At 45.9% G+C, this 18243-nt stretch carries 19 protein-coding genes; 12 read left to right on the top strand and 7 right to left on the bottom strand.

The window, feature by feature from the left end; translation table 11 throughout:
* Positions 1 to 24: 24 nt before the first annotated feature.
* Positions 25 to 1782, bottom strand: a complete 1758-nt coding sequence (locus KO531_RS09745) for a GGDEF domain-containing protein (protein ID WP_168827332.1) — start codon at positions 1780 to 1782, stop codon at positions 25 to 27.
* Positions 1783 to 1947: 165 nt separating this feature from the next.
* Complete coding sequence (locus KO531_RS09750) at positions 1948 to 2256, bottom strand: prephenate dehydrogenase (protein WP_105250305.1); 309 nt, start codon at positions 2254 to 2256, stop codon at positions 1948 to 1950.
* 48 nt (positions 2257 to 2304) lie between these two features.
* Here KO531_RS09750 and KO531_RS09755 point away from each other — a divergent pair, with 48 nt between their 5' ends.
* Entirely contained in the window at positions 2305 to 3207 is a 903-nt protein-coding gene (locus KO531_RS09755; protein ID WP_219251031.1) for a TraB/GumN family protein, read from the top strand.
* A 33-nt stretch (positions 3208 to 3240) separates the two neighbouring features.
* On the opposite strand, the gene KO531_RS09760 is transcribed toward KO531_RS09755, so the two are convergent.
* The gene (locus KO531_RS09760) at positions 3241 to 4014 is read right to left on the bottom strand and encodes a methyltransferase domain-containing protein (RefSeq protein ID WP_219251032.1); all 774 of its coding nucleotides are present in this window, start codon (positions 4012 to 4014) and stop codon (positions 3241 to 3243) included.
* 415 nt (positions 4015 to 4429) lie between these two features.
* Here KO531_RS09760 and KO531_RS09765 point away from each other — a divergent pair, with 415 nt between their 5' ends.
* The 3 genes from KO531_RS09765 to KO531_RS09775 all read left to right on the top strand — a co-directional run bounded on the left by KO531_RS09765 (position 4430) and on the right by KO531_RS09775 (position 7319).
* Entirely contained in the window at positions 4430 to 5260 is an 831-nt protein-coding gene (locus KO531_RS09765; RefSeq protein WP_081729006.1) for a MaoC/PaaZ C-terminal domain-containing protein, read from the top strand.
* A 92-nt stretch (positions 5261 to 5352) separates the two neighbouring features.
* Entirely contained in the window at positions 5353 to 5511 is a 159-nt protein-coding gene (locus tag KO531_RS09770; RefSeq protein ID WP_168827340.1) for a hypothetical protein, read from the top strand.
* Between the two features lie 95 nt (positions 5512 to 5606).
* Entirely contained in the window at positions 5607 to 7319 is a 1713-nt protein-coding gene (locus tag KO531_RS09775; RefSeq protein ID WP_219251033.1) for a formate--tetrahydrofolate ligase, read from the top strand.
* A gap of 72 nt (positions 7320 to 7391) precedes the next feature.
* Here the strand turns inward: KO531_RS09775 and KO531_RS09780 are convergent, their stop codons facing one another.
* Positions 7392 to 9050 carry a mechanosensitive ion channel family protein gene (locus tag KO531_RS09780; RefSeq protein WP_212599630.1) on the bottom strand — a complete coding sequence of 553 codons (1659 nt, stop codon included), beginning with the start codon at positions 9048 to 9050 and terminating at the stop codon, positions 7392 to 7394.
* A 234-nt stretch (positions 9051 to 9284) separates the two neighbouring features.
* Between KO531_RS09780 and KO531_RS09785 the strand changes: the two genes are divergently transcribed.
* The gene (locus tag KO531_RS09785; protein ID WP_113939169.1) at positions 9285 to 9614 is read left to right on the top strand and encodes a hypothetical protein; all 330 of its coding nucleotides are present in this window, start codon (positions 9285 to 9287) and stop codon (positions 9612 to 9614) included.
* Between the two features lie 146 nt (positions 9615 to 9760).
* Here the strand turns inward: KO531_RS09785 and KO531_RS22550 are convergent, their stop codons facing one another.
* The gene (locus KO531_RS22550; protein ID WP_105250299.1) at positions 9761 to 9886 is read right to left on the bottom strand and encodes a hypothetical protein; all 126 of its coding nucleotides are present in this window, start codon (positions 9884 to 9886) and stop codon (positions 9761 to 9763) included.
* Positions 9887 to 10174: 288 nt separating this feature from the next.
* On the opposite strand from KO531_RS22550, the gene KO531_RS09790 reads away from it, so the two are divergent.
* The 6 genes from KO531_RS09790 (at position 10175) to rraB (ending at position 14785) form a co-directional block, all read left to right on the top strand.
* Entirely contained in the window at positions 10175 to 10465 is a 291-nt protein-coding gene (locus tag KO531_RS09790) for an ABC-type zinc uptake system zinc chaperone (RefSeq protein WP_168827349.1), read from the top strand.
* A gap of 81 nt (positions 10466 to 10546) precedes the next feature.
* Positions 10547 to 11731: a hypothetical protein gene (locus KO531_RS09795; protein ID WP_105250297.1), complete on the top strand. Its 1185-nt coding sequence runs from the start codon at positions 10547 to 10549 to the stop codon at positions 11729 to 11731.
* Positions 11715 to 12623: a zinc ABC transporter substrate-binding protein gene (locus tag KO531_RS09800; protein WP_173913152.1), complete on the top strand. Its 909-nt coding sequence runs from the start codon at positions 11715 to 11717 to the stop codon at positions 12621 to 12623. The genes KO531_RS09795 and KO531_RS09800 overlap by 17 nt, the downstream gene beginning before the upstream one ends.
* A 4-nt stretch (positions 12624 to 12627) precedes the next feature.
* Positions 12628 to 13428: a metal ABC transporter permease gene (locus KO531_RS09805; RefSeq protein WP_219251034.1), complete on the top strand. Its 801-nt coding sequence runs from the start codon at positions 12628 to 12630 to the stop codon at positions 13426 to 13428.
* 162 nt (positions 13429 to 13590) lie between these two features.
* Positions 13591 to 14334, top strand: a complete 744-nt coding sequence (locus tag KO531_RS09810; protein ID WP_219251035.1) for a 1-acylglycerol-3-phosphate O-acyltransferase — start codon at positions 13591 to 13593, stop codon at positions 14332 to 14334.
* 40 nt (positions 14335 to 14374) lie between these two features.
* Complete coding sequence (rraB, locus tag KO531_RS09815) at positions 14375 to 14785, top strand: ribonuclease E inhibitor RraB (protein ID WP_012090273.1); 411 nt, start codon at positions 14375 to 14377, stop codon at positions 14783 to 14785.
* 79 nt (positions 14786 to 14864) lie between these two features.
* On the opposite strand, the gene KO531_RS09820 is transcribed toward rraB, so the two are convergent.
* Both KO531_RS09820 and KO531_RS09825 read right to left on the bottom strand, forming a co-directional pair.
* Entirely contained in the window at positions 14865 to 15851 is a 987-nt protein-coding gene (locus KO531_RS09820; protein WP_219251037.1) for a sensor domain-containing diguanylate cyclase, read from the bottom strand.
* Positions 15852 to 15869: 18 nt separating this feature from the next.
* Complete coding sequence (locus tag KO531_RS09825) at positions 15870 to 16865, bottom strand: response regulator (protein ID WP_028759518.1); 996 nt, start codon at positions 16863 to 16865, stop codon at positions 15870 to 15872.
* Between the two features lie 562 nt (positions 16866 to 17427).
* Here KO531_RS09825 and KO531_RS09830 point away from each other — a divergent pair.
* A complete protein-coding gene (locus tag KO531_RS09830; protein ID WP_219251039.1) occupies positions 17428 to 18234 on the top strand; it encodes a crotonase/enoyl-CoA hydratase family protein in 807 nt (268 codons plus the stop codon).
* The last annotated feature ends 9 nt before the right edge of the window (positions 18235 to 18243 follow it).

Genomic DNA, 18243 nt, shown 5'->3' on the forward strand with positions numbered 1-18243 from the left:
ATGCTGAGTATTAAAGCTGTTCAGCTATGCCGTTAGTGCCTGAGTGTCGATAATCAGATGATTTTCTAACAGGTAAAATCCGTTATTTGCGGATTTTGCCTGTTTTTTTGCCCTAGCGCTTAAGGTCGATAGACTGTGTTCATGGGCGTTAAAGGTGAGTGCGGGTGGTAAAATGCCTACACACAGACTGATCAATTGATGGTAACAGGCTTCACCTTTTCTATCGTCGGCGAGCATTTCCTGGGCCAGCCAGTGATCTGCGCTATAAAACAAATGCTTATGGGTTTCAAAATCCGCTAGAATTCGCTGGCAACGGCTGATCATATGCTCACAGGTGCTGATAATTACAAAGTCATCGCCGCCGACATGGCCAACAAAGCAATTGTCGCTTTTATACTTCAGTAACAGATTCGCCACTTCACAAATCACTTCATCGCCACGGCAAAATCCATAAATATCGTTATAGGGCTTAAAGTTACACAGATCAAAATAGGCTAGATAAAAATGTTTCTTTTGGATCTTAAGGCGTTTTAATTCCTCTTGAATGGGCACATTACCCGGCAAATCTGTAAGAGGATTCGCATGGCGCGCCATCTTAATTCTGTGCTCTGTGATCCTTTGTAGCAAATCCTTGGTATGGCCTATGCCGAGTAGTTTTCCACGGCGAAGGATAATGAACTGTTGCGCTACCGTATTAGCACTCTCTGAGGTCAGTAATTGACTTACGGTGGATAAAGGTTCGTTGGCCTCAATCTGGATGACTTGCGGGTCCATCACTTCACTCACAGCATGATTTTCATGTAAGGCGCGACCATAGGGTGTGCTGAAGAGTTCAAGTAAGGTCGCGCGGCTGATAATACCGAGTGGCAACTGGTTATCGACCACTACAACCGCCTGTAATGCAGGTTGCGAGATAAAGGTGTCACTTAAGAATTTGAGTTTAAGCGTGGGCACTACGGTTATGGCACTCGTGCACAGGCTCTCGGCCGATTCGCTGTATCTAGGTTGAATTTGAGTATTGCTCGGCACTAAGGTCGCTTTCATCGCGCGGCAGGGGAGCACTTCTGGACGACCGAGTAAGTAGCCTTGGCAATAGACGATACCCAGTTGTTTGAGTACGGCTAATTCCTCTTGCGTTTCAATTCCTTCGGCTATCACTTTGCAGGTTAAGCTTTGGCATAACTCCACAATCGAGCGGACAAATTCCTGTTTTACGGGAGTCGAATCAATCTGATGGATAAAGTGACGGTCGATTTTGACATAGTCAGGTGACAATTCTGACCAGAGTCTCAGACCCGAATAACCTGCACCTAAGTCATCGATCGCCGTTAAAAAACCTTGGCTACGATAGTGATTTAAGCAGGATTTGAGTAAATCGATATCATCGGCGGGATATTGCTCTGACAGTTCAATCACAACCTGTGATGGCGCTATGCCAAGTTGTTGCAGCAGTTGTAAGGTCATGCCCTTGGGGTGGGCGGGATCTAATAATGCCTTAGGCGAGATATTGATAAACAGCTTGCCTTGAAACTGACGCAACTTAAATTGCTCGAGTGAAATACGGCGACAAAGGGTTTCTAGCTCGCTTAATTTACCTTGATGTTCGGCGGTCTGAAATAGCGGGACTGGGGAGTATAACGGGCTGTGTTCAGGGCCACGGCTTAACGCCTCAAAACCATGAATTTTATGTTCTAATATATTGAAAATTGGCTGAAATAAGGGACTGATTGCCGCTTTAGAGATTATTTTATCGAGCTCTTTAGCCAGATCTAAACTTGTCATTACGTCAGCCCCTTCGTCTATGTGAGCGGAGTCTATGACTTAGAAATGACAAAATGATGACAGTTTTGGGGAAGCTTAGTGCTATCTATCTGTGTTGGTGGGCTTGATTAGATATGCTATGGAAAGAGCTGAAATCTAAGATGAGTTTCAGCCCCTAATCTCGGTTTAGCTTTGCTTCTTAAAGGCCTGCAATGTTTGCAGTAATGCGCCTAACTGACGCACATAGGTTTCGAGTTCTTTAGGATCGAGCGTTTGATGTTCTTCCATGCGAGTTAAGTCATCGACCAACTCTTGCACATAGGGCAGAAAGCGATTACTCGAAGCGATAAAACCTTGTTCTGCCGTGAATATGCTGGTGAAGTTTCCATGGCCAGCTTTCTTTAGCTCATCTAACTTAGCGTCGGCGTCTATGGCTTGGCGATAGGCGATTTGAAGATTTTCTTTCAGTTGCTCTATAACCTTGGTATGTGGCATAACAGCGTCTCATTGCAAAATTTGCAGGAATTATAAGGGGCAAAGGATATGGCAACAAGCCAATGGCGACTAATTGCATCAATCAGTTTTCTGGCGTTAGCGGGTTTGAGCACAAAAGTGGCGGGTGCAGAAACCGATAAACCACCATTTTATCAAGTGCAATGGCAAGGCAAGAGTGCGTATTTGCTAGGTTCGATTCATATTGGACGTGCCGACTTTTATCCTTTACCCACCCAAATTGAAACCGCGTTGGGTAAAGCTAAGGGCTTAGTCGTAGAAGTTGATATCAATAAAGTCGATAGCACAGCCTTACTGCAGCAATACGGCCGCGCCGATAAAACTAAGGGTTTAGATTGGCAGAGCCGAGATAAGCAAACGGTCGAGAGCATGACGCCCTATTGCGCGGCCACGGCAAATGTTTGTCAGTCGATACAATCTTTTGCACCTTGGCTGCAGGCTACTCAAGTTAACTTATTGCGTTATAACGACTTAGGTTACAGCACGGATTATGGCGTTGATATGCAGTTGATGGCTCGATATGCGACTTTGCCTGTGTATCCGTTGGAAACCGCCGAGTCACAATTTCAATTGTTAGCGTCTTTTAATAGCCAAGAGCAGTGGTCTATGGTGCGTGAGGCGATTAGCGCATCGGATGCGGAGCTTTTATCGTTAATAACGGCTTGGCGTTCAGGTAATGAAACTGAGCTTGATGCCATAATGCAGGAGCAAATGGGCGGCGAGGGCGACACTAAAATGCTAGAGAAAATCCTCTGGCAGCGAAACCATGTGATGGCCGATGGCATTATAAAATTAATGGGCTCGACTGACGTGACTTCACCTTTGTTTGTGGTGGTTGGTGCTGGCCATGTGGTGGGGGATAAAAGCGTGGTGCAATTGCTAGAGCAAGCAGGCGCCAAAGTTAGCGCCTGCTGGAAACAGACTTGTCAGTAATCGTTTAGGCAGCGCGTTTGTAACGACGCGCGCTCACACTGCAGAGCTTTGCCCTAAAAAGTGCACATATCGGCCGAGGGAAATATAGGGTTCGCGTTGCGAGTACTCCAGCTCCATTTGTAGCAGCTTGTGATAGTCGAAATCCGCGGGCTGACTCTTTTTCAAATAGTCGTGGATTACACGCACGCCAGACTGGCTGATGAGCGACATTCGCCACTCGCTAAACCAATCTTTAACTTCTTGAATATAAAGCGGATGAGTGGGAGTTAGTCGCACTTTCTTCTTCACTTTTAAATCAGCTGCGACGTAATCGAAATTGCCCGACACTAAAGCATGAAAGCGCATGGCTTCTTTGTTGTAAAACATCAAAGAGAATAATCCGCCGGGTTTTAGCATAGTAAGTAAACCCGCTACAGTTGGCTTAGCATCCGTTAACCATTCAACGACCGCATGACACAGTATGATATCGAAATAACCATGGTTATCGACCGATAATGCTTGGATAGGCGCATGGATAAGCTGGATAGCTAATGGTTCATGGGAGGCATCAATTTGTTCTTTGGCTTGAGCCAGCATCTCAGCAGAGATATCGCAGAGTACAACTTCGTGGCCGAGGCGCGCTAATCTTTGGCTAAAATAACCAAAACCACCGCCCGCATCTAATACTCTGAGTTTTTTATCCCCCAGTTTTGCCAGCGCGGGGACGAGGTCGCGCCATAGCACTGCGGCACGAATTTCGCCCTTGGGCGTACCATAGATGTTTTTCGCAAATTTTTGCGCGAGCTTATCAAAATTCTTATCTTGCACGTGATAACTAGGTTAAAGAGAGTGGAACGATAGTGTGGCACAGTCGTAAATTTTTCGCACTCTGGAGATGTTATTGCCGAGTTGAGGTGGATAAATTTGCATCGTTAATTTTTAATATATTGATTTTATTAGTAGTATTTATTCCTACTAAACTTAGGGATACACAGAACTCAGTGCTCTGGGTTATAATCACGCCGTTTTCGCCAAACCTGACTCTATAGTTGTCCATTCGGTGAGTCAGCATCAGCCCTTATTAAGACGCAGCACTGCCTGTTTTACACTCGTTATCAGCTTGATTGATCAGACGTTACTCGTCTGTGCGGGGTAATTTATGGCAATGTATTTTTGTGCCAAGGGATAGTTAATTAAAAGGTACTCAGACTTGAATAATGCATATTGTGTTGAATTGAACGCGATGCCGTCGCTGTTTTCTCTTTATCGCAAGATCTTCTTTGGCCGTAAGCCTGGTTGGGATCAACAGCCGTTGCCCCAAATCAAGGTGACCGCGCCGCATGTGACTGTGTCTGAAGCTAAAGTAAGCCAATATGCGCAGGTGTGTGGTTTTCAATTTGACGGTAAAGTTCTACCGCCAACCTATCTCTACGTGATGGCATTTCGCCTGCATGCGGTGATCTTTACCCACGATGGGATCACTTTCCCACTGCTTGGGATGATCCACCTTAAGAACCGCATTCAAGTGTATCGGCCTGTGACGGTTGACGAGACTTTCTCCCTCGAGTGCGCCTTGACCACGAGCCGCGAGACGGATTCTGGCTTAGAGTTTGAATTTGTGTCTAAGGCGTTTGTCGGTGAAGAACTCGTCTGGGAATCGCTATCCACCTATTTATATCGTATCGATGTTGCTGGACGTCGCGTTCGCCCACCTAAAGCCATTGATATGGCATGGGAAACACCACAAAGCTGGAGTTTGAGTGAAGATTTAGGTCGTCGTTATGCTAAGGCATCTGGCGACTATAACTTGATCCATCTGCATCCAGTGCTTTCAAAGCGTTTTGGCTTTGATCGCGTTCTCGCGCATGGCATGTGGTCTAAGGCCCGTTGTTTAGCAGAGTTGATGCCAAGTATTGGCGATCGTCCATTCACTGTGGATGTGACCTTTAAACTGCCACTTTTGATGCCTGCCGATGTTGGATTTGGCTATGAGCAGAATGCTAATAATATGGTATTTGAATTACGTGACAGCAAAGGCCGTCGCCCCCATTTAAGTGGCGATGTGCAGTTTTAAGCCGCACTCAATAATACATACAACAACGGCGCCTTCTGGCGCCGTTGTTGTTTATGGTTGTTGCTTTTGAGAAACAAAAATCAAGGTACGCTGTGACCCATAGATGCCTGCCAGATACTGAACTATTGCTGGCGATCGAGCTGGATCTCATTGGCGGCGACGGCGCTCTTGAGCCGCTCGAACGCAGGGTAGATTATTTGATGCAGATTAAGGAATCGCTCATTAACCCTTTCGACGGCTATATATCTTAAAGCCAATCACCTAATATCCGCCCTATTCAATGAGTGTTGTATTTAGCAACCCCTCATACTAAACCAAAGCGTATTTGAAAGGGAGAAACCGACGCATGCTGACAGATATGGATATTTCGAATTGCGCTAGCCTAAAAGACATTAATGAACTGGGCGCCGACTTAGGTCTATTACCCGAAGAGATGATGCAATTTGGTCACACTAAAGCCAAGGTCGAGCTCAGTGTGTTGCAGCGTTTAGCTGGGCAGCGCAAAGGCAAATTGATTATCGTCACCGCAGTTACGCCTACGCCACACGGCGAAGGTAAAACAGTGACGAGCATTGGCTTAACGCAATCGTTAAATGCCATAGGCAAAAAGGCCTGTGCCTGTATTCGCCAGCCCAGCATGGGGCCTGTATTTGGGGTGAAAGGTGGCGCTGCGGGTGGCGGTTATGCGCAAGTGGTGCCCATGCAGGAGATGAATTTGCATCTCACGGGTGATATTCATGCCGTGAGCAGTGCCCACAATTTAGGGGCTGCGGCGATTGCGGCGCGGCTATTTCATGAAGCGCGCTTAGGTAAGGCGGAATTTGAGGCGCAATCTGGGCAAGCGTTTTTAGATATCGATCCCAATGAGATCCGTTGGCACCGAGTGGTCGATCACAACGATCGCTGTCTTAGGCAAATCCAGGTGGGCTTAGGCGATAATAATGGCCCAGAGTACGCATCCAGTTTTGATATCACCGCCGCCTCTGAGTTAATGGCGATTTTAGCCTTAAGTCATAATTTGGCAGATATGCGGGCGCGGATCGGTCGTCTAGTGCTGGCGTTAAATACCCAAGGGCAAGTGATTACCGCCGAAGACTTAGGTGTCGCTGGTGCGATGACGGCCATCATGGCGGATGCGATAAAGCCGACGTTAATGCAGACTTTAAATGGTTCACCTTGCCTGATCCATGCGGGACCCTTTGCCAATATTGCCCACGGTAATTCATCCATTATTGCTGATGATATTGCCCTCAGACTGGCGGATTATGTGGTGACTGAAGCTGGTTTTGGCTCAGATATGGGCTTTGAAAAGTTCTGTAATATCAAGGTGCGTCAATCGGGTCAGGTGCCCGCTGCCGCTGTGCTGGTCACTACTTTAAAAGCGCTGAAGGCCAATAGTGGTTTAGTGTCTGAGTCAGATATCAATCTACCAGATCAGGCTCGACTCGAAGCAGGCTTTGCAAATTTAAACTGGCATATCAATAATGTGGCTCGCTATGGTATTCCTGTGGTGGTTGCCATTAACCGTTTCGCCACTGACACTGATGCCGAGTTGCAATGGCTAACTGAAGCCGTCAACGCGAGCAGCGCCTTTGGCTGTGAGGTCAGCGATGCTTTTAGCCAAGGGGAGGCTGGCGCTGTCGCCTTAGCGCAGACTGTGGTTCGCGCCGCTGAAACCGAGAGTCAGTTCAAGCTGTTATATTCAGATGAAGCCTCATTGGAGGCTAAGTTATCCACTTTAGCCGAGGTGGGGTATGGCGCAGCGGGCGTTAGCCTTTCTATCGAGGCCAAACAACAGGCGCAGCAGCTGACCGTATTAAGTTATGGACATTTGCCCCTGTGTATGGCCAAAACGCCGTTATCAATTAGTCACGATCCTAGCTTAAAGGGCGTTCCTCAGGACTTTGAGATCCCAGTGCGTGGTTTAGTCTTGCATGCTGGTGCGGGGTTTATTACCGCCTTGGTGGGGAATGTGATGACTATGCCAGGACTTGGGCTGAAACCGGGTTACTTAAAAATTGATATTGATGCGCAAGGTGAGATAGTCGGCTTAGGCTAACACTGATGCAGAGATTTATAAAAATAAGGGCGAGCTCATTGCAACGCCCTTCTTCTCTCGTTTAACGCTGGTTTAAAGCGGTGATTTCGTGGTTTGATAGATATGCACATCACGCTGTGGGAAGGGAATACTGATCCCTTCGGCGTCAAAGCGCATTTTCACTTCGCGGGTAATGTCCCAATACACTTCCCAGTAATCTTCCGGTTTTGCCCAAGGGCGAACGATAAAGTCGACCGAAGATTCGCTTAATAGATGTAGTTTAATCGTCGGTTCTGGCAATGGTTGTACCTTAGGATGCGCTTCGACGATGGACTTGAGAATCGCTTCAGCTTGTTCGATGCTGTCGCTATAACTGATCCCAAAGGTCATATCGACTCGACGTTGATGCTCAGCTGTGATGTTGTTAATTGTGTCACCCCAAATCTTATTATTAGGAATAATAAGACGTTGGTTATCCATGGTTTTAATCGTGGTTGAGACAAGGCTCATGTGACTGACGCGTCCGGTGACGCCAGCGGCGTTGATCAAATCGCCCACATCATAGGGACGATAAATTAAGATCATCATGCCTGAGGCGAAATTCGACAGGGTATCTTGCAGGGCAAAACCAATAATAACCCCCGCGATACCAAAGCCTGCGAGCAGGGGACCAAGTTCGATCCCAAGCTGTGAAAGGGCGATTAACAGCCCGATAGTAAAGACGGCTTTACCTGATAGCGAGGTGAAGAAGTCTTGTAATAACTTACTTAAATTCAACTTAGAATTGCTAACGGTATTTTTCACTATCTGTTTGGCTAACTTGCCGGCGAGACCCGCAATAAACAAGATCAAACAGAAAACAAATAACTTAAACACGACGGTTGGGCCGTGATTAATCGCTTGTTCTTGTGCCGTATTTAGCCACTGCTCAACGAGGCTTGATGCCACATCAAAGTTCAACACATCTTGAGTGATATCACCTGAAACACTAAAGAGTGTCTTTTTCAGCGCGGCGGTATCATGGCCTAAGGCGTCGAGTAGGCTGATGTCGATATTTAAGCTCTGACTATTTTGTGCTAAGCGTTCCTTTAGCATCATTACGTGGCTGGTTTGCGCCGAAGTGACATCTTTACCTGCATTGGTTGCGGTATCGATTGCTGCTTGTAGTTGCTGCTGGGTATAAGTCACTAAACTTTCTAGCGTATCGGCACGTGCTACTAAAATTTGCATCAGTGATTTTTGTGCTTCGCTAATATCTTGGCCAACTTGTTCGAGCCAAGTGAGCGTCTCGAGTTGTTGCTTGTAATAGGTGTCTTTTTCTAATTCGCGCTTTGATATTTCCAGTAGAGTCGCATCATCTGTGCTTGAACCTAATTGCTGTTCCAATTTACTAATGTTGTCATCGATATAAGCATCAATTTGTTGGATGTAGTTAAGTTGTCCTTGGATTAATGGCTGCAGAAAAGCTTTGTCGATTGGTGTTGCTTCGAGCAGATCTTTAATCTTATTACGTAACTGTAAGGTTTTGTTTTGAATTCGATATTCAACAATTGTCTTCAATTCGCCTTTGGCATTTTTTAGTTTACGTATATCCGTATCGATAGCCTGTTGCAGCATTGCCAGTTCTGCCTTGAGCGTTACAGGAGTGCTTAATGGGCTTTCGGTTGCAGCGACAGGTTCAGTTTGCGCTTGGGATGAAAGGCTGAGTAGTGGTATTAGCAGGGCAAACACGAGAGCGAGGTAGCGGTGCATAGGAGTGATCTTAAGTAGAAATATGTCTGAGTATGATAGATGTTGCCGGATTTACTGTAAAATATCTGCGAGTGAAATAGCCCTTGGAATTAAACTTTTTTGGGAAGGGTTGATTTGAGCTTAACCTTGAGTGCGGTGCTTTATCTGCTTTTTCCGACATTTTGGCTATTTACAGGCCGAACTCTAGTCGGTATCTGGTAAACTTGCGCATCGTTATTTAGGAATCGTGTTTTCATGTTGTGTTCCCATTGTAATCAGTACATCAAGGTCAGTGACATTAGCCAGCAAAGAGGCAAAGGTTTCGACGCTCAAGTGCGTTGTCCCCATTGTGCGGCTTGGTTAGGCCGCAGTCCAACATTGGCTAAACTCAAGTTATTAGGATTTTATTTGAGTGTGTTTACGGCGGGATACAGTTACTTTGATGCCTCTGTGCGGTATTTTGCGATCCCTGTAATGATTTTTTCGTTGATGTTGTTGTTTGTGAGCCATTTTATGGATCAAGTCATCACCATTGAAGCGCCCGAGCAAGTCGATGATAGCGATCAAAGACAGAAGTATCGTTAGGCTAATAAGTGGATTCGTCATGGATAGGAAAATCAGCGGTACAATTTTCCAGAGACGAACATCATTTGAGCGCCTTTAGCAGGCGCTCAAAATGCAACTAAGAGGGTTTAAGGGGCGAACTTCAGCCGCGCTTAATGAGTTTTTGTTTACTGCACGACTTGTTCTTGGCTCGTTAAGGAGTGCTCAACGTAATAAATACCACCAAATATCACCGCGCTGAAGATGACTATCCCTAAGATAAGCCCTAAGTTTTCACGAAAAAATGCTAGCATAATAGTTGCCTTTAGGTGGATAAAACGGAGCCATATCGAGCTTGATTTCGTCATTGTGCTCGCAGACATAAAAACTAAATACACTATAGTTACACTCACTTAAGCTAATCTTAAATGCGTTTTTTTACCTGAGTCCTCGCAAGATCCTACCGCTATTGAAACAAGAAGTTATTGGTAAGACTGGGTACCTCAAATATCTTGTAACCTTTTGCAAAGCGATTACCTTATTGCAACTTGCTATGGCACTGACATAGACTTATGCAACTTTTTAACTATGGGGACGACTGAGTGAGACTTAAAAGTCACATTAGACGCACAATTTCGATATGGCTTGCTGCCGTACTGATATTGCTGTCTCTTGCTGCCTCAGCCCATAGTGTGACCCATCTTGATGATGGCGCTAAGACTCACTGTACCCTGTGCTTCCATCAGCACCAACTCAACAAGATTTTATTGACCCATCCGCTGACGCTGAATTTAGCTATACAGCATTTCGATGTGGTCGAATTTATTTTACCTTCCTCTATTTTTGAACACGTCAGTGTTTATCGCAGTCGTGCGCCTCCCTTCGCTCTCTAAATCAACTTAAAATTTTAACTTATTGTATTTCTTGATGACTTTATATCTGTCGTCGAGTGCTAGTTGTATTTTGGAGATATCATGACTGTTTTAAATACCCGAATTTCTTTGGTGGCTTTGGCGTGTGCGCTCGTTTCGCCTAGCTTATTTGCAGAAGACTCGAGCTTGACCAACCCTAATATCAGTGGTGTGCTAAATGGATATTATCAGACGGGAGAGCGCCCATTAGCCGAGAGTCCAGATGGCTTTGGTTTAGGTGAAACTGAACTGGCGATGAGTGCCAATATCGATGATATGTTTTACGGTAAAATCACCGCAGTAGTTGAAATGCATGACGGTGAGACTGAACTGAATCTGGAAGAAGCCTTTATTCAAACCATGGCGATGCCAGCGGGGTTTTCTATCCGTGGTGGCCGTTTCTTATCGGACATTGGTTACCTCAATAACCAACATTTACATACTGATTCCTTCACCGACCGTCCTGTGGTTTACCGTGCATTCTTAGGGGGACATTATTTTGATGACGGTATACGTTTTAACTACGTAGCGCCGACGGACTTGTATTGGACCATGGGCGTTGAAGCCTTTAAAGGCGATAGTTTACGTGCTGCCGATGAGCATGGTGAGCGTGAGTTTAAGAAGGTCGGCGTTTATACCTTGTACTCAAAAATTGGTGGCGACATAGGCGATAACAGCTCATGGCAAGCGGGGTTGAGTTACTTGCGCAACGAAAATGGCCAAGTGACTGCCCATGAAGAAGGGGAACATGAAGATGAGCATGCCCATGGTGATGAGCACGAAGGTCATAGCCATGCCGCATCTTACACAGGTAAAAATACCTATGGTGCTGATTTTGTTTATAAGTGGGCGCCTAACGGTAACTACAAATATCAAAATCTCACTGTGAGCGGTGAGTACTATCGCGTGAGCGATTTTACACCTATCGATTTACATCCTGAGGATGCACCGAGCCAAGATTACCACCAAGGTTGGTATCTGAGCAGTGTGTACCAATTCACGCCGAGCTGGTCAGCGGGGGTGCGTTATGGTGAAGCTGATACCCAAGAGCTCCATGGCGATCATTTTCATGGGCAAAAGTTGAAGGAATCTGAGGTGAGTTTGGCTTGGCATTCTAGCCACTTCTCGACGGTTCGTTTCCAGTATACCAATCAAAAGGGTACTAACTTCGACGGAATAGAAGACGATAACATCTTCACTATTCAATATATTATGTCTCTGGGGGCTCACGGTGCGCATCAATTCTAATTTAGCTAAATTGGCCGCTGTGGCCTTATCTGTCACTTATACTGGTTTGGCCCATGCCGAGCTGAATGTGTTTGCCTGTGAACCTGAATACGCGGCATTGACCAAGGAGCTTGCTCCAACGGCTAGCATCTATTCGGCAACGACGGCATTACAAGACCCTCACCAAGTGCAGGCGCGTCCGAGTTTGATCGCTAAAATGCGTCAGGCGGATCTTGTGGTGTGCGCAGGTGCCGATCTTGAAGTGGGTTGGTTGCCTATGCTTCAGATGAAGTCGGCAAACGCAAAAGTGCGCTCGACCGAGCAAGGCTTATTTTTCGCTGCCGATCAAATCGAGACCTTAGATAAACTGGCCAGTGTCGATCGCAGCATGGGGGATGTGCATGCTCAAGGTAATCCACATATTCATTTTGACCCGACGCGACTGTTAAAAGTCGCCACGGCATTGAGTGCTAAGCTGACTCAGTTAGATCCTGCTGGTGCGGCAGATTATCAACAGTCACTGGCAGATTTTACCACTCGCTGGCAAGCCGCAGTCCCGCGTTGGGAAGCGCAAGCTAAGGGATTACAAGGTAAAAAAGTGATCGCTTACCACTCAAGCTTTAGATACCTATTCAACTGGATTGGTATCGAGCAAGTGGCAGATTTAGAACCAAAACCGGGTTTAGCTCCCACTAGCGGCCACTTAGCGAGTCTGCTGACGCGCGCCGAGCAGGGGGATATTCTGGCCGTAGTTGTGGCATCTTATCAGGATGAGCGCGGTGCAAAATGGCTGGGTGAAAAAGCGAACTTGCCCGTGGTAATGCTGCCTATGTCTGTGGGGGGGAATGATAAGAGCCAAGATTTATTTAGCCTGTATGACAGCGTGATTTCCCTCTTAAATGGAGTGAAATAAACCTATGTTTGATCTTGAGCTGATGTCGATTCTGTTACCTGCATTGGCAGCGGGGATCTTAGTGTTGTCGACGCATATTGTACTTGGGAGACAAGTGCTTAAGCGTGGCATCATTTTTATTGATTTAGCGATAGCGCAAGTTGCCGCTTTAGGCGCGATTGTCGCTCACATGGACCACAGATTAGAAGATATGCCGTTTGCTAATGTGTGGATGCCAGCGCTGTTTGCCCTTGCTGGTGCAGGGTTTATCGCTTGGTTAGCTAAGCGTATGGCGGGTGAGTTGGAGGCTATGATTGGCTGCTTTTACGTCTTGTCTGCGGTGGCCGCAATGCTGTTGCTGGCAAACGACCCACATGGCGCCGAGTTGTTAAAGCAATTGATGTCAGGTCAGATCCTGTGGGTGAGTTGGTCACAACTGATTTTGCCGGCCGTAGTGTATTCACTGGTGTTATTAGCGATATTCCTGCGCCCCCAGATGTTGGACGGGGCAGGATTTTATCTGCTATTTGCGCTAGTGATTACCTTATCGGTTGAATTAGTAGGCGTTTATCTGGTGTTCAGTACCTTGATATTGCCAGCTTTAGCGTTGAACAAGTACCGTGGTAAAGGTCGGCTATTTTACGCTTACCTCGTCGGTTTACTGGGCTATGTTTTGGGCTTAGTTCTGTCGGCGACCTTAGATCTCCCTAGTGGTGCGGCAATTGTCGCGACTTTGGCCGTGAGTGCCTTAGTTATCCGCTTTGTGTTAAGTAAAGTCTCACCTCTGGCAACTGAGCCTGAAATCTTACCCAAGCACCACGCTTAGTTCGATATTAATCTTAAAGCCCATCGATACACTGGAGGTTCAGTATATCGATGGGCTTTTTTTGCTTGCTTGTTAGCAAGTCAGCTTACAGATGTAAACAATATATTGAGTCCCAAAGCCATGGTGGCTATACTGTCGCCACTTTTACAGTCGGAGTAAATCGTGCTTTTAATCGTCAGATCAATGTTGTTGGCGGTATCCTTGTTGCTTGCCTTTATTTTTGGTGGCTTAGTGTGTTTATTAAGGCCTCGCCATCGCGACAATGTACATATGTTCGCCAAGATCTTCTCATCGGTTGCGCCAATCCTTGGGATTAAAGTGATTGTTCGCCAGCACGAAGATGTGCAGGACGGCCCGTATATTTTCTTAGCAAATCATCAGAATAACTTTGATCTCTTTACTCATACGACAGCAGTTCCTAAAGGTACAGTGAGTTTAGGCAAGAAGAGTTTGGCGTGGATGCCGCTATTCGGTCAAATCTATTGGTTGTCAGGAAATATTCTGATCGACCGCAAAAACCGTCACAGTGCTTTTGATACTATGGCGAAAACTGTGGAAAAAATTAAACAGAAGAATTTGTCTGTGTGGATTTTCCCTGAAGGGACACGTTCACGTGGTCGCGGTTTGTTACCTTTTAAAGCGGGCGCTTTCCATACTGCGATTGCGGCGGGAGTGCCTGTTGTGCCGGTATTGGCCTCGTGCCAAAGCCATATTAAGCTCAATCGTTGGAATAACGGTGTGGTGATTATCGATATGATGGCACCTGTGCCGACAGCAGGTTTAGATAAAGCCGATGTGAAAAACTTCTCTGCGCAAATTCATGCCAGCATGTCGGCGAGATTTGCTGAGATAAATCAAGAAGCGGCAGCACTTATGGGTAAAACTCTCGAGAGTGATGACGTATAATGCCAATTTGAGCCAGATTTACCTTAACGGAGACAAATCCATGTCTATTGAAAGTCAGTTAAAAGCCCAACTTGCAGAGAATCGTGACATAGTGCAAGCCCTGCTTGACGATGGCTCAGAGCCTGATGCGGAATATGTTATTGAGCATCACTTTTCATCGACCAATTTCGACCGTCTCGAAAAAGCCGCAGTAGATGCCTTTAAATTAGGTTTTGAGGTAAACGACGCTGAAGAAATGGAACTGGAGGATGGTTCAATTATCTTCTGTTTCGATGCTGTCGCACACCACAAACTGGATGTTGAATTACTGGACAAAGCGGCCGAGCAGTTGCTGCAATTAGCGGTAAAGCAGAAAGTGGAATATGACGGTTGGGGCACCTATTTCGTCGGTGATGAAATGGATGACGAAGAGGATGAAGACGACGAAGAAGATGATGGTTTCCCTCATTAATTCGCACGTGAATATCTAATCTGTACAGTTTTAAATAAAAATGCCCATCTATGATGGGCATTTTTATTGGGTGAATATGTTAGTCTTGGGTCGTTTTTTTCACACTTGTACTGGTATGTAAAACACTGCAGTTACGGCCTTTTTGTTTCGCTTCGTACAGGGCTTTATCGGAGCAGGAGATCCAGCTAGAGCTGCTGGTGATATGGGAGCCAATTTCGCACACACCTAAACTTACCGTCACAGTAATCTTAAGGCTTTCATACACTATGACGGATGCGGCGATTTTCTCCCTGAGTCGCTCGGTAAAGTTCATCGCATCTGCGCCGCTGGTTTTAGGCAATACAACCGCAAATTCTTCGCCGCCATAACGCCCTGCACAGTCGGTATCACGTAAGGATTGGCTGAGTAAGTGCGCAATATGCTGAATGACTTTATCACCCGCCACATGACCATAGCTGTCGTTGATATGTTTAAAGTTATCGATATCTATCATGACTAAACTTGCCATACCTGAGTAGCGGGCATACAAGTCGTACTCGTGGTCTAAGCACTCTTGCCAATGACGACGGTTGTGCAACTGAGTTAGACCATCGGTTTGGCTAAGGCGTTCGAGTTGCTCGTTGGCAGCTTTAAGTTGCAATTTGTTGATGGCGATATCTGTCACGTCATAAATAATCACACTGATATGGGTCACTTGTCCCGTGAGCGATGCCAGCGGCAGCAGGGTCACGTTCTGGTACATATAGTCTGCACGGCCTGTAATCGGGCGATAGTTTTTAAATTGGAAAACGTACGGACGTTGTTCCCAGCTGATAAAAGCACGGTTTTTAAGCATGAAAACCGATTCCATTTTCTGCTTTAACCAAGTGGCAGGCAGATCGGGGAAGCGGGTAAATAGGTTTTGACCTTTGATCGAATTAGGGGAAACACCGCTGTGATTCTCCATAAAACCGTTCCACAGCTGGATATTGTAATGGCGATCTAATACCACTAATCCCACCTCTATGGTTTGTACCATATCGATGAGCCAGTGTAGTTCGTTCATTGCGCTTTGGTCATTTGACATAGGATAAAATCCAACTGGTTAATCGAGTAAATAGCCGAGTTTATAGCTAAGTGTGGGGATAGAATCCTCGGTGAAGAGCAGTAGCAAATCGCATTGAATATTATGATCTTCAATCCGATAGTTGATCTCCATTGCCAAAGTTCGGTGCCATTTCTCTGAATTATCATGGATCAGATCGTTAACCGTGCAGTGCCGTCCCAGCACGACAGGGTGAGCCTGACTAAATTTCATATCGAGCTGTTCAGAAATGCCGTTAAGGAAGGCGCCTATCAGTACGTTTCCAGTATCAATTAGGACTTCTATCTCAGTATTTTTGTCTTCTGGATTAGCTAATCCCATCAGCTTGGCCATGTCCTTAAAGCTGGAATCATGGAACAAGAGCAGGGCTTCTCCCGCAATACCCGCACCGATAAAACCTTGGCAGAGCGCGGATACAGTTGAGCTTTCTTCCGTGGCTTTGAGCGCCATGGTTAACTCACTGACTTCAAGCACGTTCACATTAGGAATAGGTAGTAACACGAATACATCGAGTAACTTAGCTAACAGATCGGCGGCGCGTCCCATGGCAACGTTGGCTATTTCTTGGCAAGCGTCGCGCATGTCGACTTTGATCATCGGGACTTCGTCGGTGAGATCTTTCTGCGTCAGTGTTAAGATGCCGTAATCTTGTAAAATGTTGCTGATGGCATCGGCGCTCACCGGTTTTTGAATAAAATCTAACGCACCCAAGGCTTTAACCCGCTCGTGAGCTTTGATTTGAATATCGCCGGATACCACAATAATCAGCGCGGGTAAGTCCTGTTGCTGCACTGTTTGCAGTACTTCATAACCGTCCATTACAGGCATGTTGAGATCGAGAAACACCACTTCGCCTTTTCCAGCGCGGATGGCATCAAGGCCTTCGGCACCATTGGTCGCATAAGTTATTTCCACATCCCACTCTTTGGGTAGTGTGCGGGCCATTTGCTTACGTGCCATGGCGGAATCGTCACAGATGAGTACAGATATTGACATGCTGACTAGTGATCCTTATTTGCCCATTTATTGAAGATAACACTTATTTTTTAGGTCTGACTGACGAATTGCGTTCTTCGGGCAAGTCTGATTAATATCTTTTATATGTAACTTATAGATATCATTGATAAATTTATATTTTCTGATGGCATTAAAATTTGAATCATTGTTGAATCAAATCATGCAGAATCTTAAATCGAACTGGCTAATGTTGAGTAAATAACAAGGATATAGTGACTAAAAAAGGACTATAGAATCCATATATTGCTGCCCAATCATCCTTCGCAGTAGGTAGCATTGCGATACTGGTGTCGATTATTAGCAGTTAAATAACTAGCGGTTAAATACGCTTAATTATTGAGCTTGCTAAGGCTATCTAATCGAAAAATACATTAGGATTACTGCACGTAGTGATGACAGCCTAACATAAGTTGCCTTCAATCCCTGATGGAATTGGCAATATTTTGACTCAAGTCAAAAAACAGGCTCATGTTATATCTTTTAGTGAATTATGCCAAACGTGTTAACATTTATTCTGGACTGACCAGTAACGGAATATTTCATGAGTGGCCAAAGTGTACAAGTTAAAATCGATGATGGCATTGCCTATGTGTTGCTTAATCGTCCTGAAAAAATGAATGCTATTAACTATTTAATGTTTAGTGAGCTTGACTGCGCGATTAAAAGTATTAAATCCAATCGTGCGGTGCGAGCCGTGATCCTCTCGGGAGCGGGTGGGCATTTTAGCTCTGGGCTCGATGTTAAAAGCGTCATGTCGGCACCGATGCAGGCAGTTAAGTTACTGTTTAAGGGCTTACCGGGGAATGCGAATTTGGCACAGCGGGTGTCACTAGGTTGGCAAACCTTGCCTGTGCCAGTGATTGCCGTGCTTGAGGGCTGTTGCTATGGCGGCGGTATGCAGATCGCTTTAGGCACAGATGTGCGTATTGCTAGCCACGACAGTAAGTTATCTATCATGGAAGCGAAATGGGGACTTGTGCCGGATATGGCGGGTTTAGTCGCATTAAGGCAAATTATGCCTAAGGATCAAGCCATGTTACTTAGCCTGACTGCAAAAGTGCTTGAGAGTCATGAAGCGCTGGCCTTAGGACTCGTGACACAAGTGAGTGAGATGCCGATGGAAGCGGCGCAACAATTAGCGCAGCAACTGATGCAAACCTCACCGGATGCGGCAGCGGCCATCAAACTTAGTATTAATCGCAGTTGGACTGCTTCTATCCGTAGTCTACTGTGCCGCGAGTCTATTAGTCAGATTCGCTTGTTGTTAGGCAAAAATAGCAAGATAGCGGCGACGCGTCAGCTGAAAGATCCGCAGAAACCCTATCGGGATCGCCAATCAGGTTGGTAATGCTATTTT

Origin of the sequence: Shewanella sp. NKUCC06_TVS (assembly GCF_019345515.1) — a bacterium.
Taxonomy (GTDB): Bacteria; Pseudomonadota; Gammaproteobacteria; order Enterobacterales; family Shewanellaceae; genus Shewanella; species Shewanella oncorhynchi.

Excerpts from the sequence above, each read along its gene's own strand:
- KO531_RS09745 (WP_168827332.1), bottom strand. The coding sequence starts at position 1,782 with ATGACAAGTTTAGATCTGGCTAAAGAGCTCGATAAAATAATCTCTAAA.
- KO531_RS09750 (WP_105250305.1), bottom strand. The coding sequence starts at position 2,256 with ATGCCACATACCAAGGTTATAGAGCAACTGAAAGAAAATCTTCAAATC.
- KO531_RS09755 (WP_219251031.1), top strand. The coding sequence starts at position 2,305 with ATGGCAACAAGCCAATGGCGACTAATTGCATCAATCAGTTTTCTGGCG.
- KO531_RS09765 (WP_081729006.1), top strand. The coding sequence starts at position 4,430 with ATGCCGTCGCTGTTTTCTCTTTATCGCAAGATCTTCTTTGGCCGTAAG.
- KO531_RS09775 (WP_219251033.1), top strand. The coding sequence starts at position 5,607 with ATGCTGACAGATATGGATATTTCGAATTGCGCTAGCCTAAAAGACATT.
- KO531_RS09780 (WP_212599630.1), bottom strand. The coding sequence starts at position 9,050 with ATGCACCGCTACCTCGCTCTCGTGTTTGCCCTGCTAATACCACTACTC.
- KO531_RS09785 (WP_113939169.1), top strand. The coding sequence starts at position 9,285 with ATGTTGTGTTCCCATTGTAATCAGTACATCAAGGTCAGTGACATTAGC.
- KO531_RS22550 (WP_105250299.1), bottom strand. The coding sequence starts at position 9,886 with ATGCTAGCATTTTTTCGTGAAAACTTAGGGCTTATCTTAGGGATAGTC.
- KO531_RS09795 (WP_105250297.1), top strand. The coding sequence starts at position 10,547 with ATGACTGTTTTAAATACCCGAATTTCTTTGGTGGCTTTGGCGTGTGCG.
- KO531_RS09805 (WP_219251034.1), top strand. The coding sequence starts at position 12,628 with ATGTTTGATCTTGAGCTGATGTCGATTCTGTTACCTGCATTGGCAGCG.
- rraB (WP_012090273.1), top strand. The coding sequence starts at position 14,375 with ATGTCTATTGAAAGTCAGTTAAAAGCCCAACTTGCAGAGAATCGTGAC.
- KO531_RS09820 (WP_219251037.1), bottom strand. The coding sequence starts at position 15,851 with ATGTCAAATGACCAAAGCGCAATGAACGAACTACACTGGCTCATCGAT.
- KO531_RS09825 (WP_028759518.1), bottom strand. The coding sequence starts at position 16,865 with ATGTCAATATCTGTACTCATCTGTGACGATTCCGCCATGGCACGTAAG.
- KO531_RS09830 (WP_219251039.1), top strand. The coding sequence starts at position 17,428 with ATGAGTGGCCAAAGTGTACAAGTTAAAATCGATGATGGCATTGCCTAT.